A 15,084-nucleotide genomic window follows, 5' to 3' on the forward strand; every position below is an offset into this window, starting at 1 on the left:
GCTTGTCTATCCACGAGCCTATCGCGCCGCACATCTCCTGCCGTACCGCATTCCCGGCGGGCCCCGCCCCATTCGCCGGCGGCGGGGGCGGGCTCCGACGACCGGATTGTACGGAGAGCATGCGGGCCAGTACCCTGCGTGTTTCATGCGACGCCTGCAGCACCCCTCCACCGGCCCGGACGATCCGGACTCCCCCCGATCCGCCCCGGTCGGCAACGTCCCGGCGGAGCTGAACCGGTTCGTGGGCCGCGCAACCGAACTGGCGGCGTTGGGCGGGCTGCTGGAGGAGTCCAGACTCGTCACCGTCGTCGGAGTGGCGGGCGTGGGCAAGACCCGGTGTGCCGGCCGGGTCGCCGCGCTGACGGAGAAACGGTACTGCGACGGGGTCTGGCTCGCCGAGCTGTCCCCGGTCCGCGAGCCCGGCCTGCTGGAGCACGCCGTGGTCGAGGCGCTCGGTCTTACCGACCACACGGGCAGGCCGCCGCGCACCGTGCTCGTCGAGCACCTCCGCGAACGCCGGGCGCTGCTGGTGCTGGACGGCTTCGAGCACCTGGTGGAGGGCTGCGCCGATCTCGTACGGGAGTTGCTGCGGCGGGCGCCAGGGCTCCAGGTGCTCGCGGCCGGGCGCCGCCCTCTTCTGGTGGACGGTGAAGTGACGTTCACCCTGGCCCCTATGTGCGACGAGGACGCGGTGGAGCTCTTCGCGGAGCGGGCCCGCTCGGTGCGGCCGGACCGTGAGCCGACGGCCGGAGACCGGGCGGCCACGCTGGAGCTCTGCCACCGCCTCGACGGGATTCCGCTGGCGCTGGAACTGGCCGCGGGGCGGCTGCGCGCCCTCTCCGTCGACCAGGTGCTGCTGCGCCTCGACGACCGGTTCCGGCTGCTGACCGGCGGCAGCCGCGGCGCTCCGCCCCGGCACCGGGCGCTGCGTACGGCCATCGGCTGGAGCCATGAGCTGTGCACACCCGAACAGCGGCTGCTGTGGGCGCGGCTCTCGGTCTTCGCCGGGCAGTTCGACCTGGAGGCAGCCGAGTACATCTGCGGCGGCGCCGGTCTGCCGGCCGACGCGGTGCTCGACGTGCTGGAGGAGCTGCTGGCGCAGTCGGTGGTGGAGCGTGAGGACGGTGTGACGGGCACCCGGTACCGGCTGCTGGAGTCGGTCCGCGAGTACGGCGCCGAGTGGCTGGCGGCGGCCGGCGACACCCGGCGGATGCGGCGCCGGCACCGGGACTGGTTCCTGGGGCTTGCGACCTGGTGCGAGCTGGACTGGTTCTCGGCGCGGCAGGCGGAGGTGGCGGCCCGGATCGACGCCGAACTGCCCAACCTCCGGCGGGCGATGGAGTGCTCCATGGAGAGCCCCGACGAGGTCCATCTCGCCCACCACCTGGCGGGCTCGCTCTGGTTCTACTGGGCGGGGTGCGGGCGGCTGTCGGAGGGCCGGTACTGGCTGGAGCACGTACTGGAGGAGCCGACCCCGTACGACGCCTCGCGGCTGAAGGTGCTGTGGGTGCTGGGGTATGTGGCGGTGCTCCAGGGGGACGCGGTCGGGGCGATCTCGGCGCTCCAGGAGTGCCGGGAGGAGGCCGAGCGGTCCGGGGACGCGACGGCGACGGCGTACGCGGTGCACCGTACGGGCTGCCTGGCGATCGTCACGGACGACCCGGCGCGCGCCGAGGAGCTGCTGCGGGAGGCGCTCGGCCGCTACCGGGAGATCGGCGAGCTGAACAGCAACGTGGTGATGGCCCAGGTGGAGCTGGCCATGGCGGTGGCCTTCCAGGGTGACCTGGACGCGGCGGCGGACATCTGCGAGGAGGTCCGGGAGCTCTGCGAGGACCATGGGGAGCGGTGGGCGCTGGCGTACGCGCTCTATGTCCTGGCGTACGCGGCGCTGCGGCGGGGGCTGCCGGAGCGGGCGCGGCGGATGCTCGGGGAGTGCCTGTCGATCGGCCGGACCTTCGACGACCTGCTGGTCACCGCGCTCTCGCTGGAGCTGCTGGCGCTGGTGACAGCGGTGGAGGGCGATGCCGGGGAGGCGGCGGTGCTCCAGGGGGCGGCGGAGCGGATCTGGCCCTCGGTGGGGCTGCCGCTGTTCGGCTCGGTGTATTTCGGGCGGCCGCGGGTGGAGTGCGAGGAGCAGGTGCGGCGGGAGCTGGGGGACGCGGCGTACGAGGCGGGACTGCGGGCCGGTCGTCGGCTGGACCGGGCCGCCGTGGTCGAGCGGGCGCTGGGGGGTGGGGGTGGCCGGGAGCGCCGCGACACGCCCGGGGCGGAGAGTGGTCCCTCCGCCGGGGGAACGCGAAGGCCCGCCGCCTCCCGGATGACAGGGAGGGGCGGGCCGGAGCGCTGGTGAGAGCGGCTACGCCTGGATCAGCGGGCGTAGTACTCGACGACGAGCTGCTCGTCGCAGATCACCGGGATCTCCTTGCGGTTCGGGTCCCGGTCCAGGCGGAAGGCCAGGGCCTTCAGGTTCACCTGGAGGTAGCGCGGGGTCTCACCGTCGGTGTCGTAGCCACCCTCGCGGGCCACCTGGAAGGGGACCTTGGTGCGGCTGCGCTCGCGGACCTGGACGACGTCGTCGGGGCGCACGCGGAAGGACGGCTTGTCGACCTTGCCACCGTTGACCTCGATGTGGCCGTGGACGACCATCTGACGGGCCTGGTAGATGGTGCGGGCGATGCCCGAACGCAGGACCAGGGCGTCGAGACGGCGCTCGAGCTCGACGACCAGCGCCTCGCCCGTCTTGCCTTCGGCCTTCTTGGCGCGGTCGTAGGCGCGCGCCATCTGGCGCTCGCTGATGTCGTACTGCGCACGCAGGCGCTGCTTCTCCAGCAGACGGACCTTGTAGTCCGAGTTCTGCTTGCGGCCACGGCCGTGCTCGCCCGGCGGGTACGGACGCGCTTCGAAGTACTTGACAGCCTTGGGCGTCAGAGCGATGCCGAGGGCACGCGACTTCTTGACCTTGGGACGCGACTGGTTAGGCACGTTCTCCAGACCTCCATTGTAGGTTAGGTTAGGCTTACCTTACTCAAGGAGATCGCATGTCTCGCCCTGGGAACACCACTCACGTCACGGACAGCACAGACAGCGGCAGCACCTCTTCAGACGGTGCTGCTACGACGGAAGGCCGATCTGATCGTGGTCAGCCGCGTCCCAGCGGGCTTGATACCACTCGGATGCCGTCAGCAGCCGAGCGCACACGAACTCTCGTACAGAGTACCTGCTCCGCGCTGCTCGTCGTACCGGGGCTGGATCTGGCCCGCGCCGAACCCCTGGTTCCGGACAGCCGGACCGTAGGGCCCGAGGGCGACCTGTTCCTCGAATTCCCCGCGGATTCCCCGGCAGTCCGGGCCGCGACGCACGCCCAGGGCGACGAGCTGACGGCCGTGCTGGAGATCACGGACGTCGCCCCGGTCTCCGTACCCCACCGTATCCGCGGCCGCGCCTGGGTCTCCGGCTGGCTCACCTCCGTACCCGGCCTCGCGGAACCGGGCCGCATGATGCTGCGCCTGGAATTCGGAGAGGCGTACGTGGACGACCTCTGGGGCGCCGAGGACATCGAGGCGGAGGACTTCCGGGACGCCGCCCCCGATCCGCTGGCCGGCCACGAGGCGGAGCTGCTCCAGCACCTGCACTCCGCCCACGGCGACCAGATGCGCACCCTGTGCGGGCTGCTCGGCGAGCGCACGGCGCGGGCCTGCTCCTCCCACCAGCCCACCGCCGTGCCCGTGGCGCTGGACCGCTTCGGGCTGCGGGTGCGCTTCGTGGAGGACAGGGGGTCGTGCTTCGACGCCCGCTTCGAGTTCCCGGAGCCCGTACGGGACGTCACCGAGCTGCGCCGGGCGATGCACACCCTCTTCGAGGCGGCCGCGTCCTGATTCCGGGACCGCCGTCGTCGGGTCAGGACGGGTCCGCGCCTTTGGGAGTACGGCCCAGGCGCTCGCGGACCCGCTCGACCACGTCCGCGTACCGCGCCTCGGCGCCGTGCCGGGTGGGGGTGTAGTACAGCCGGTCGCGGACCGCGTCCGGCGCGTACTGCTGGGCAGCGATACCGCCCTGGACGTCGTGCGGATAGACATAGCCCTGGGCGTGGCCGAGCTTGGCCGCGCCCTTGTAATGACCGTCGCGCAGATGGGCCGGGACGGGGCCCGCGAGCCCCTTCCGTACGTCCTCCTGCGCGGCGGAGATCGCGAGCGTCGCCGCGTTGGACTTGGGCGCGAGCGCGAGGGCGATCGTGGCGTGGCTGAGGGTCAGCGCCGCCTCCGGGAAGCCGATCATCGCGACGGCCTGGGCGGCCGCCACCGCCGTCGGCAGGGCGGTGTGGTCGGCGAGGCCGATGTCCTCGCTGGCGGAGATCATCAGCCGCCGGGCGATGAACCGGGGGTCCTCCCCCGCCTCGATCATCCGGGCCAGATAGTGCAGGGCGGCGTCCACGTCGGAGCCGCGGATGGACTTGATGAGCGCGCTGGCCACGTCGTAGTGCTGGTCGCCGTCGCGGTCGTACTTCACGGCGGCCCGGTCGACGGTCGCCTCGACCGTCTCCAGCGTGATCTCCGCCTCGTGCGTGGCGAGCGCCGCACCGGCCGCCGCCTCCAGCGCCGTGAGCGCCCGGCGCGCGTCGCCGCCCGCGATGCGCAGGAGGTGCGCCTCCGCGTCCTCGGGGAGGGAGACGGCTCCGCCGAGCCCGCGCTCGTCGGTCAGCGCCCGGCGCAGCAGATCCCGCAGGTCGTCGTCGGTGAGCGGCTCCAGGGTGAGCAGCAGGGAGCGCGAGAGCAGCGGGGAGATGATCGAGAAGTACGGATTCTCCGTGGTGGCGGCGATCAGGGTCACCCAGCGGTTCTCCACGGCGGGGAGCAGGGAGTCCTGCTGGGCCTTGGAGAAGCGGTGGATCTCGTCCAGGAAGAGGACGGTCTCCTTGCCGAAGCCACCGGTGGCGCGGCGCGCGCTCTCGATGACGGCCCGGACCTCCTTGACGCCCGCGGTGATCGCGGAGAGCTCCACGAAGCGCTTGTTGGTGGCCTTGCTGACCACGTACGCCAGAGTCGTCTTCCCGGTGCCGGGCGGGCCCCACAGGATCACCGACGAGGCACCGGCCGGACCGCCGCTCCCCTCGACGAGCCGGCGCAGCGGCGAGCCCGGCTTCAGCAGATGCTGCTGGCCGACGACCTCGTCGAGGACGCGCGGACGCATCCGGACAGCGAGGGGGCTGCTGGACGGGTCCTTCTCCTGGCGGTCTTCGGCGGCTGCGGTAAAGAGGTCGGGCTCCACGTCATGAAGCCTATGCGACCCCACTGACAGTGCCCCGGGCGGTGGGCGCCGGTCAGCTGGTCCAGAAGTCCCACCAGCGCGTCAGGATCAGCATCCCGATGATCCCGATCCACAGCACCGGCGGCACCCAGTGGAACTCGGTCAGCCCGCTGCGCAACCACGCGGGCGCGGGGAGGATGCGGTGCTTGACGTTGTGCGTGGTCACGTAGCAGAACATGATGATCGTCGCGACCCAGGCCAGGCAGCACCACAGGCAGAGCGAGTTGATGTTGTACAGCGACTGGTACTGGAGCCAGGTGCAGAAGCCGACGCCGAACAGGGTTCCCGCGTTGAGCCCGAGCCAGAACCAGCTGCGGTAACGGGCGCCGGCGAGCAGGCCGATCCCGATGGCGATGACCATGCCGTACGTGACCAGGCCGAGCATCGGGTTGGGGAAACCGAACGCCGAAGCCTGCTCGCTCTTCATGATGTTGCCGCACGCGACGACCGGGTTGAGGCTGCAGCCGGGCGTGAAGGAGGGGTCCTCCAGCAGCTTGAACTTGTCGATGGTGATGACCCACGAGGCCAGCAGACCGGCCGCGCCGGTGATCACCAGAAGCAGGGCGAGTCCCCGTCCGGCCCCGAAGGTGCGCTTACCGCCGTCCTCGTCCAGGTGGGACGGGGAGTGGTGGTCTACCGCTGCAGTCGTCATATCGCCGTTCCATCACTGAGTGGTCAGCCGGGCACGGTCATTGTGCCGCACCCCTGGACGGGTCAGCCGTTCGGTGGACATAAAGGTGTACGGCCGGTGGGCGGCACGGGGCCCGCCCACCGGGCCCCGGCACGGTCCGGGCTCCTTGGGTCGGAAACGGTTCGGCGGGATGAATCAGGCTTCTCCGTGTTGACGTACGAGGCCGGGCACGCAATGACAGAAGCGCGGCGGGGGAACTTGAAGTCTGTTCCCCCGCCGCGCCCGTTCCGTCGTGTCTCAGCCCAGCCGCTTCGTCAGCTCCGCGACGACCTCGGACAGCGGCACCGCGCTCTGCTCGCCGGACTCCATGTCCTTCAGCTGGACGGCTCCCTCGGCCAGATCGCGTTCGCCGGCCACCAGGGTGTAGCGGGCGCCCGAGCGGTTGGCGCTCTTCATGGCGCCCTTCAGGCCGCGGCCGCCGAAGGCGAAGTCGGCGGCGATGCCGGCGCGACGCAGCTCGGTGACCACGGTGAAGAGGGCCCGGCGGGCCTCCTCGCCGAGCGGGACCGCGTAGACGCTGGTGGTGACGGGCAGGTCGAGCTCGACGCCCTCGGCCTCCAGGGCGAGGACCGTGCGGTCCACGCCGAGGGCCCAGCCGACCGACGGCAGCGCGGGGCCGCCGATCATCTCGGAGAGGCCGTCGTAGCGGCCGCCGCCGCCCACCGCGGACTGGGAGCCCAGGCCGTCGTGGACGAACTCGAAGGTGGTGCGGGTGTAGTAGTCGAGGCCGCGGACGAGCTTCTCGTCGTCCTCGTACACGACTCCGGCCGCCGTCAGCAGCGCGCGGACCTCCTCGTGGTACGCCTTGCAGGCGTCGCAGAGGTAGTCGCGGAGCTTGGGGGCGTCGGTGAGCTGCTTCTGTACGTCGGGCCGCTTGTCGTCCAGGACGCGCAGCGGGTTGATCTCGATGCGGCGGCGGGTCTCCTCGTCGAGGTCGAGGTCGCGCAGGAAGGTCTGGAGCGCCTCGCGGTAGACGGGGCGGCACTCCTTGTCGCCGAGCGAGTTCAGCAGGATGCGGAACTGTCGCAGGCCGAGCGAGCGGTACGCCTGGTCGGCCAGGATGATCAGCTCGGCGTCCAGGACCGGGTCCTCGGTGCCGATGGCTTCGGCGCCGACCTGCGAGAAGTGGCGGTAGCGGCCCTTCTGCGGGCGCTCGTAGCGGTAGTACGAGCCGGAGTACCAGAGCTTGACCGGGAGGTTGCCGGCCTTGTGGAGGTTGGCCTCCAGGGCGGCGCGCAGGACGGACGCGGTGCCCTCGGGGCGCAGCGCCAGCTCGGCGCCGCCCTTGGTGGTGAGGGTGTACATCTCCTTGGTGACGATGTCGGTGGACTCACCGACGCCGCGCGCGAAGAGTTCGACGTCCTCGAAGCCGGGTGTCTCGATGTAGCCGTAGCCGGAGTCGCGCAGGGGCGCGGAGATGGCCTCGCGCACCGCCAGGAACTTCGCGGAGTCCGGCGGGGTCAGGTCGTACGTGCCCTTGGGGGCCTGAAAGGTGCTCACGTGGTTTGCGTCTCTCGTCTTCTACAGTCCTCGGCGCGGCGACGCGTCCAGACCGTTCAGGAACGGGTTGGTGGCGCGCTCGCGGCCGATGGTCGTCTGGGGGCCGTGGCCGGACAGCACCACGGTCGAGTCGTCGAGCGGCAGGCACACACGGGCCAGCGACTCGAGGAGCTCGGCGTGGTCGCCGCCGGGCAGGTCGGTACGTCCGACGGAGCCGGCGAAGAGCAGGTCGCCCGAGAAGAGGACCGGCGGAATGTCCGCGGCCTCGGGCATCCCGAACGTCACCGACCCCTTGGTATGGCCGGGCGCGTGCGAGACGCCGAACTCCAGCCCGGCCAGGGTCAGCTTCGACCCGTCGGTCAGCTCCTTGACGTCGTCCGGCTCCCCCACGGTCAGCTCGCCCATGAGCGGCATCCCGATGGAGCGGCCGAGCGCCTTCTCCGGGTCGCTCATCATGTAGCGGTCCTCGGGGTGGATCCAGGCGGGGACGTCATGGGCGCCGCAGACGGGGACGACCGAGGCGACATGGTCGATGTGGCCGTGGGTGAGCACGACGGCGACGGGCTTGAGCCGATGCTTCTTCAGCGCTTCCTCGACGCCCTGGGCGGCCTGGTGGCCCGGGTCGATGATCACGCACTCCTCACCGGCGGCGGGGGCGACCAGGTAGCAATTGGTCCCCCAGGCCCCGGCGGGGAACCCGGCAATGAGCACGATCGTCCTTAATGTTCGTCCGGAGGATGCGGCAGCGGCGAAGGATGCAGCAGATCAGAGCCTACCGGCGCTCCTCATGACACAGGTAACCCATATACGGTACGGGCAGCCCAGCCCCGAATCCACGACGTACCCCCGACGTCCCGACGTAACAAGGAGCCCAACCGGTGTCCAGCAGCGAACAGCGGCGGCGGCAGCTCGCCCGGGAGAAGTTCGAGCGCCAGCAGAAGCGCCGGGAGGAAGCCCGTCGCAGGACGAGGCGCATCACCGCGATCGTCGCGGCCTCGGTGGCCGTGGTCGCCGTCGTCGGGGTGAGCGCGTTCGTCGTGGCGGGCAAGGACGACGGCAAGGACGACAAGAAGACCGACGCGGCGGCGAGCCGGAGTCCGGAGCCGACGCCCTCGGAGAGCGAGAGCAAGGCTCCCCTGCCGCCGATGAAGATCGACAAGAAGGCGACGTACACGATGTCGCTGGGGACGAGCCAGGGTGAGATGGCGTTCGCCATGGACGCGGTGAAGACCCCGCAGACGGTGAACTCCTTCAAGGCGCTCGCCGACAAGGGCTACTTCGACGGGACGAAGTGCCACCGCCTCACCACGCAGGGCATCTTCGTCCTGCAGTGCGGTGACCCGAAGGGTGACGGCACGGGCGGTCCCGGCTACAACATCCCGGACGAGAACCTCACGGCGCTCGGCAAGGCCGGCGACGACGGCACCGTGACGTTCCCCGCGGGCACGGTGGCGATGGCCAACACCGGCCAGCCGGGCACCGGCGGCAGCCAGTTCTTCCTGGTCTACAAGGACACCAAGCTGCCCCCCACGTACACCCCGTTCGGCAAGCTCGACAAGGCCTCCCTGAAGAACGTGGAGAAGGTCGGCGCCGCGGGTGTCGAGGGCGGCGCGGGCGACGGTGCGCCGAAGAAGGCCGTGGAGATCGAGAAGGCGACCGTGAAGAAGAGCTGATCCGGCCGCACGGTCCCGGGGCGGGTCTCGTACGCCGGGCCGCCGGGCGGGAGCGGATAATTTCGGCCGCGCTGAGTGCGGACAGCCGGGCGGCCGGTCGCCTAGATTGGCGTTGTGCAGGGCGGGCGAGGCCCGCCCGAGGAAACTGTGGACGATGCCCGGGGGGCACAACCCCTCGCAGGCATCAGGTGGAGGAGGCGCTGTGAGCAGCGACCCGTGGGGCCGCGTCGATGAGACGGGCACCGTGTACGTGCGTACAGCCGACGGCGAGCAGGTCGTCGGATCGTGGCAGGCCGGTTCGCCTGAGGAGGCTCTGGCCTATTTCGAGCGCAAGTACGACGGCATTGTGGTCGAGATCGGCCTCCTCGAACGGCGGGTGAAGACCACCGATCTGTCGGCGAAGGACGCGACGACCGCGATCGACCACCTGCGCCAGCAGGTGGACGAGCACCACGCGGTGGGCGACCTGGACGCGCTGCGCAAGCGGCTGGACGCGCTCGTGGCGACGGTCGAGGCGCGGCGCGAGGAGCGCAAGGTCCTCAAGGCCAAGCAGACCGACGAGGCCAAGCACGCCAAGGAGGCGCTGGTCGCCGAGGCGGAGGAGCTGGCGCAGAGCGAGCAGTGGCGGTCGGCCGGTGAGCGGCTGCGGGCACTGGTGGACACCTGGAAGGGTCTCCCCCGTCTGGACCGCAAGTCGGACGACGAGCTGTGGCACCGCTTCTCGCACGCCCGCTCGGCGTTCTCCAAGCGGCGCAAGGCCCACTTCGCCGCACTGGACGCCCAGCGCGAGGACGCCCGTAAGGCCAAGGAGAAGCTGGTCACCGAGGCCGAGGCGCTGTCCGGTTCCACGGACTGGGTCACCACGGCCGCGCGCTACCGCGACCTGATGACCGAGTGGAAGGCTGCGGGCCGCGCCCAGCGCGAGGCCGAGGACGACCTGTGGAACCGTTTCCGCGGTGCCCAGGACGTCTTCTTCGCCGCCCGCAGCGAGGTCTTCGCGGAGCGGGACGCCGAGCAGGGCGAGAACCTCAAGCTCAAGGAGGAACTCGCCGCGGAGGCCGAGAAGCTGGTGCCGGTGAAGGACCTGAAGGCGGCCCGCGCCGCGTTCCGGTCCATCAACGAGCGCTGGGAGGCCATCGGCCACGTACCGCGTGACGCCCGGCCCAAGGTCGAGGGCCGGATGCAGGCGGTGGAGCGGGCGCTCCAGGAGTCCGAGGAGTCCGAGTGGCGCCGGACGAACCCGGAGGCGCGGGCCCGCGCCGAGGGTCTGACCGGTCAGCTCCAGGCGGCCGTGGACAAGCTGCGCGGGCAGATCGACACCGCGCGCGCCCAGGGCAACAACGCCCGCGCGGACAAGCTGGCCAAGGAGCTGGAGGGCCGGCAGGCGCTGCTGGACCAGGCGCTCAAGGGCCTGGAGGAGTTCGGCGGCTGATACGGGCTGTACGGCTGTCGGAAAGGCCCCGGTACGCGATGCGTACCGGGGCCTTTCCGTTGCCGCTGTTACGGCCTGCGGGCCGAGGTGACCCGGTAGACGTCGTAGACGCCCTCCACGCCGCGTACGGCCTTCAGGACGTGGCCCAGGTGCTTCGGGTCGCCCATCTCGAAGGTGAAGCGCGAGGTGGCCACCCGGTCGCGGGAGGTCTGGACGGCCGCCGACAGGATGTTCACGTGCTGGTCGGAGAGGATCCGGGTGACGTCGGAGAGGAGCCGGGAGCGGTCCAGCGCCTCGACCTGGATGGCGACCAGGAAGACCGAGGACTGGGTGGGCGCCCACTCGACCTCGAGGATCCGCTCGGGCTGCTGCGAGAGCGACTCCACGTTGACGCAGTCGGCGCGGTGCACCGAGACGCCGCTGCCCCGGGTGACGAAGCCGATGATCGGGTCGCCGGGGACGGGCGTACAGCAGCGGGCGAGCTTGACCCAGACGTCCTCGACGCCCTTGACGACGACGCCGGGGTCGGCGTTGGCGCGGCGTTTGCTGCGGCCGTGCGAGGGCGGGGTGGACTCGGCGAGGTCCTCGTTGGCCTCGTCGTGGCCGCCGAGCGCCTGCACCAGCTTCTGCACGACGCCGGCCGCCGCGACATGGCCCTCGCCGATCGCCGCGTACAGCGAGGAGATGTCGGGGTAGCGCATCTCGTGGGCGAGGGTGACCAGGGAGTCGCCGGTCAGGATGCGCTGGATCGGCAGGTTCTGCTTGCGCATGGCCCGCGCGATGGCGTCCTTGCCCTGCTCGATGGCCTCGTCGCGGCGCTCCTTGGAGAACCAGGCGCGGATCTTGTTGCGGGCGCGCGGCGACTTGACGAAGCCGAGCCAGTCCCGGGAGGGTCCGGCGCCGGACGCCTTGGAGGTGAAGACCTCCACCAGGTCGCCGTTGTCGAGGGTCGATTCGAGCGGGACGAGCCGCCCGTTGACCCGTGCTCCTATGGTCCGGTGGCCGACCTCGGTGTGGACGGCGTACGCGAAGTCGACGGGGGTCGCGCCGGCGGGCAGCGCTATCACGTCGCCCTTCGGCGTGAAGACGAAGACCTCGTTGCGGGAGAGGTCGAAGCGCAGGGACTCCAGGAACTCGCTGGGGTCCTCGGTCTCCTTCTGCCAGTCCAGGAGCTGGCGCAGCCACGCCATGTCGTTGACGGTGTCCTGGCCGCGGCCGGTGTTCTTGGGGATGTCGGTGCGCACCTTGGAGGCGCCCGCGACGGCCTCCTGCTTGTACTTCCAGTGCGCGGCGATGCCGTACTCGGCGCGGCGGTGCATGTCGAACGTACGGATCTGGAGCTCGACGGGCTTGCCGCTGGGACCGATCACCGTGGTGTGCAGCGACTGGTACATGTTGAACTTGGGCATCGCGATGTAGTCCTTGAACCGCCCGGGCACCGGGTTCCACCGGGCGTGGACGGTGCCGAGCGCCGCGTAGCAGTCGCGGACGGTGTCGACGAGGACGCGGATGCCGACCAGGTCGTAGATCTCGGCGAAGTCGCGGCCCCGCACGATCATCTTCTGGTAGACGCTGTAGTAGTGCTTGGGGCGGCCGGTGACGGTGGCCTTGATGCGGGCGGCGCGCAGGTCGGCCTGGACCTCGTCGGTCACTATGGCGAGGTATTCGTCGCGCTTGGGGGCCCGCTCGGCGACGAGGCGGACGATCTCGTCGTACATCTTGGGGTAGAGGATCGCGAAGGCGAGGTCCTCCAGCTCCCACTTGATGGTGTTCATGCCCAGCCGGTGTGCCAGCGGGGCGTAGATCTCCAGCGTCTCGCGGGCCTTCTTCTCCTGCTTCTCCCGCTTGAGATAGCGCATGGTGCGCATGTTGTGCAGGCGGTCGGCGAGCTTGATGACCAGGACCCGGGGGTCCTTGGCCATGGCGACGACCATCTTGCGTACGGTCTCGGCCTGCGCGGCTTCGCCGAACTTGACCTTGTCGAGCTTGGTGACGCCGTCGACGAGGAGGGCGACCTGGTCGCCGAACTCGCGCTTGAGGGTGTCCAGGCCGTACTCGGTGTCCTCGACGGTGTCGTGGAGCAGGCCGGCCATCAGCGTGGCCGGATCCATGCCGAGCTCGGCGAGGATCGTGGTGACGGCGAGGGGGTGCGTGATGTACGGGTCGCCGCTCTTGCGCTTCTGGCCGCGGTGCCAGCGCTCGGCCACCTGGTAGGCGCGCTCGATCTGGCGGAGGGTGGCCGTCTCGATCTTGGGGTCGTTGCCCCGGACCGTACGGAGGAGGGGTTCCAGGACCGGGTTGTACGGGCTGGAGCGCTGTACGCCCAGTCGGGCGAGGCGGGCGCGCACGCGGTTGGAGGAGCCGCCGGAGCGGGGGGCGGCACCGGCCGGGACGGCGGGCTTCACGGGGGCCGGGGGTGTGGGGGCCGGGGGCTTCGGCTGCGGTGCGGCGGCCGGTCCGGCGGGGGGCTGGGCCTTCGGCTGCGGGCTCCCGGGCGTGGCCGGTTTCGCCGGTCCGGAGGGCTCGGCCGCATCCTGGGGGCGCGTGGGGCGTGCCTCGGGCTCGGGGGGCGCGGGCTTCGGCGCGTTCGAGGGCGCGGCCTTCCCGGGCGTGGCGGGGGACGCCACGGGCTTGTCGGGCTGCGGGGCGGCGGCTGACTGGGCCTCGTCTGGCAAGAGCGCTCCTCGTGCGGATCCGGGGTACCCGGAGAGCCCATGGTAACGATCCCCCGGCGGGACCTCGCCCGGGGACGGTGAGAGCTTGGAGAACGAAGGGCGGGCACCCGGATGTTCCCGGGTGCCCGCCCTTTCCGTGCGGAGGTTCTCAGACCGTGATCAGCGCTTCCAGCGGAGCGCCCCGCAGTCCCGGCTCCAGCCGGGCCCGGCCCGACAGGAAGCCGAGCTCCATGAGGACCGAGACGCCGGCGACCTGGGCTCCGGCCCGCCGGATGAGCTCCAGCGAGGCCTCGGCGGTGCCGCCGGTGGCCAGGACGTCGTCGATGACCATGATCCGGTCCTCGGGGACGAGGTCCTCGGCGTGGATCTCGATCTCCGCGCTGCCGTACTCCAGCTCGTACGCCTGGGCGAGCGTGGCTCCGGGGAGCTTCCCGGCCTTGCGGACCGGTACGAAGCCGATGCCCGCCCGGATCGCGACGGGCGCGGCCAGGATGAAGCCGCGGGCCTCCAGGCCGACGATCTTCGTGGCGCCGTGCCGTACGCACAGCTCCGCGAGGGCGTCGGTGAGCGCCGTGAAGGCCACCGGGTCCGCCAGCAGCGGGGTGATGTCCTTGAACACCACACCCGGCTTCGGATAGTCCCCGACATCGCGGATCCGGCTGAGCAGCAGCTCCCTGGTGGATTCGGTGGTGCTGGTCATCAGCGCTTCCCCGGGGTGCGGCCGTGGCCGCGGGGCTGCTGACGCTGGCCCACCACGGCGCCCGCGGTCTCGGCGTCCTCGGTGACCGTGTCGTTCCGGTACCCGGGGCCGTCGTCCTCGGGGGACTCGCCCCGGGCGGCGGCGGCCGCGCGCTTGGCGAGGATCCGCTTCTTCAGGGCCTTCATCTGCGGCTCGCGCTCCTTGAGGTCGGCGACGAGCGGCGTGGCGATGAAGATCGAGGAGTACGCACCGGCGGCGAGGCCGACGAAGAGCGACAGCGAGATGTCGTTCAGCATGCCGGCGCCGAGGACACCGCCACCGATGAACAGCAGGCCGGCCACCGGCAGCAGCGCCACCACGGTGGTGTTGATCGAGCGGACCAGCGTGCTGTTGATCGACCGGTTGGCGATCTCGCTGTACGTGTAGCGGGTCTGCTTGGTGATGTCCTTCTGGCCCTCCTTGAGGCTGTCGAAGACCACCACCGTGTCGTACAGGGAGTAACCGAGGATGGTCAGCAGACCGATCACCGTGCCCGGGGTGACCTCGAAGCCGACCAGTGCGTAGACACCGACCGTGATGGTGATGTCGTGGATCAGCGCGATGAGGGCGGCGACGGCCATCCGCCACTCGAAGGCGATGGCCAGATAGACCACCACCAGGACCATGAAGACCCCGAGGCCCGTCCAGGCCTTGTTGGCGATCTGCTCACCCCAGCTGGGGCCGACCAGGTCCGCGTTGATCTCCTCGGCCGGGATACCGAGCTCGTCGGAGAGGGTCTCCTTGATCTCGTTGGCCTTGGCGGTGCCGACCTCGGTGATCTGGATACGGAGACCGCCGTTGCCGAGCTCCTGGACGATGGCCATGTGGCCCGAGGCCTCGGTCGCCACGTCCGTCGCCTGGGCCGTGGAGATCTTGGCCTTGGTGTCGGTCGTGAAGACCGCACCGCCCTTGAACTCGATGCCCATGTTCAGGCCGCCGACCGCCACGGCGACGATGGCCGTGATGGTGATCAGTATCGAGACGCCGTACCAGATCTTGCGGTTGCGGATGAAGTCGTAACCGACCTCGCCTCGGTAGAGCCGGGCGCCGAGATTGCCGAGTCGCGACAT

At 70.7% G+C, this 15,084-nt stretch carries 12 protein-coding genes; 4 read left to right on the top strand and 8 right to left on the bottom strand.

Features of this window, described 5'->3' with window-relative positions; genetic code table 11:
* Positions 1-145 precede the first annotated feature (145 nt).
* Positions 146-2,350, top strand: coding sequence for an ATP-binding protein (locus IF17_RS0132910; RefSeq protein ID WP_030574141.1), 2,205 nt, complete (start codon positions 146-148; stop codon positions 2,348-2,350).
* Positions 2,351-2,367: 17 nt separating this feature from the next.
* On the opposite strand, the gene rpsD is transcribed toward IF17_RS0132910, so the two are convergent.
* Complete coding sequence (gene rpsD, locus IF17_RS0132915; RefSeq protein ID WP_015607373.1) at positions 2,368-2,982, bottom strand: 30S ribosomal protein S4; 615 nt, start codon at positions 2,980-2,982, stop codon at positions 2,368-2,370.
* A 191-nt stretch (positions 2,983-3,173) separates the two neighbouring features.
* On the opposite strand from rpsD, the gene IF17_RS0132920 reads away from it, so the two are divergent.
* Positions 3,174-3,875, top strand: coding sequence for a DUF2470 domain-containing protein (locus IF17_RS0132920; protein ID WP_030574143.1), 702 nt, complete (start codon positions 3,174-3,176; stop codon positions 3,873-3,875).
* Between the two features lie 22 nt (positions 3,876-3,897).
* On the opposite strand, the gene IF17_RS0132925 is transcribed toward IF17_RS0132920, so the two are convergent.
* The 4 genes from IF17_RS0132925 to IF17_RS0132940 all read right to left on the bottom strand — a co-directional run bounded on the left by IF17_RS0132925 (position 3,898) and on the right by IF17_RS0132940 (position 8,206).
* On the bottom strand, positions 3,898-5,265 hold the full coding sequence (locus IF17_RS0132925; protein ID WP_030574145.1) for a replication-associated recombination protein A: 1,368 nt from the start codon (positions 5,263-5,265) through the stop codon (positions 3,898-3,900).
* Between the two features lie 52 nt (positions 5,266-5,317).
* The gene (locus tag IF17_RS0132930) at positions 5,318-5,956 is read right to left on the bottom strand and encodes a vitamin K epoxide reductase family protein (protein WP_030574147.1); all 639 of its coding nucleotides are present in this window, start codon (positions 5,954-5,956) and stop codon (positions 5,318-5,320) included.
* 276 nt (positions 5,957-6,232) lie between these two features.
* Positions 6,233-7,495: a histidine--tRNA ligase gene (hisS, locus tag IF17_RS0132935; protein ID WP_030574148.1), complete on the bottom strand. Its 1,263-nt coding sequence runs from the start codon at positions 7,493-7,495 to the stop codon at positions 6,233-6,235.
* Positions 7,496-7,516: 21 nt separating this feature from the next.
* Positions 7,517-8,206: an MBL fold metallo-hydrolase gene (locus tag IF17_RS0132940; protein ID WP_030574149.1), complete on the bottom strand. Its 690-nt coding sequence runs from the start codon at positions 8,204-8,206 to the stop codon at positions 7,517-7,519.
* Positions 8,207-8,373: 167 nt separating this feature from the next.
* Between IF17_RS0132940 and IF17_RS0132945 the strand changes: the two genes are divergently transcribed.
* A complete protein-coding gene (locus IF17_RS0132945) occupies positions 8,374-9,168 on the top strand; it encodes a peptidylprolyl isomerase (protein ID WP_030574151.1) in 795 nt (264 codons plus the stop codon).
* Between the two features lie 202 nt (positions 9,169-9,370).
* Positions 9,371-10,600 carry a DUF349 domain-containing protein gene (locus IF17_RS0132950; protein WP_030574154.1) on the top strand — a complete coding sequence of 410 codons (1,230 nt, stop codon included), beginning with the start codon at positions 9,371-9,373 and terminating at the stop codon, positions 10,598-10,600.
* A 68-nt stretch (positions 10,601-10,668) separates the two neighbouring features.
* Here IF17_RS0132950 and IF17_RS0132955 read toward each other — a convergent pair whose 3' ends face one another.
* From IF17_RS0132955 to secF, 3 genes are all read right to left on the bottom strand, one after another.
* Positions 10,669-13,275, bottom strand: a complete 2,607-nt coding sequence (locus IF17_RS0132955; RefSeq protein ID WP_030574157.1) for a RelA/SpoT family protein — start codon at positions 13,273-13,275, stop codon at positions 10,669-10,671.
* 148 nt (positions 13,276-13,423) lie between these two features.
* Complete coding sequence (locus IF17_RS0132960) at positions 13,424-13,975, bottom strand: adenine phosphoribosyltransferase (RefSeq protein ID WP_030574160.1); 552 nt, start codon at positions 13,973-13,975, stop codon at positions 13,424-13,426.
* Entirely contained in the window at positions 13,975-15,084 is a 1,110-nt protein-coding gene (gene secF, locus IF17_RS0132965) for a protein translocase subunit SecF (protein WP_030574163.1), read from the bottom strand. The genes IF17_RS0132960 and secF overlap by 1 nt, the downstream gene beginning before the upstream one ends.

The organism is Streptomyces cyaneofuscatus (assembly GCF_000718135.1).
In the GTDB taxonomy this organism is placed as follows: domain Bacteria; phylum Actinomycetota; class Actinomycetes; order Streptomycetales; family Streptomycetaceae; genus Streptomyces; species Streptomyces cyaneofuscatus.

Bases quoted from the DNA above. Each gene is read 5' to 3' on its own strand.
- IF17_RS0132920 (WP_030574143.1), top strand. From the start codon at position 3,174: ATGCCGTCAGCAGCCGAGCGCACACGAACTCTCGTACAGAGTACCTGC.
- IF17_RS0132930 (WP_030574147.1), bottom strand. From the start codon at position 5,956: ATGACGACTGCAGCGGTAGACCACCACTCCCCGTCCCACCTGGACGAG.
- secF (WP_030574163.1), bottom strand. From the start codon at position 15,084: ATGTCGCGACTCGGCAATCTCGGCGCCCGGCTCTACCGAGGCGAGGTC.
- IF17_RS0132910 (WP_030574141.1), top strand. From the start codon at position 146: ATGCGACGCCTGCAGCACCCCTCCACCGGCCCGGACGATCCGGACTCC.
- IF17_RS0132960 (WP_030574160.1), bottom strand. From the start codon at position 13,975: ATGACCAGCACCACCGAATCCACCAGGGAGCTGCTGCTCAGCCGGATC.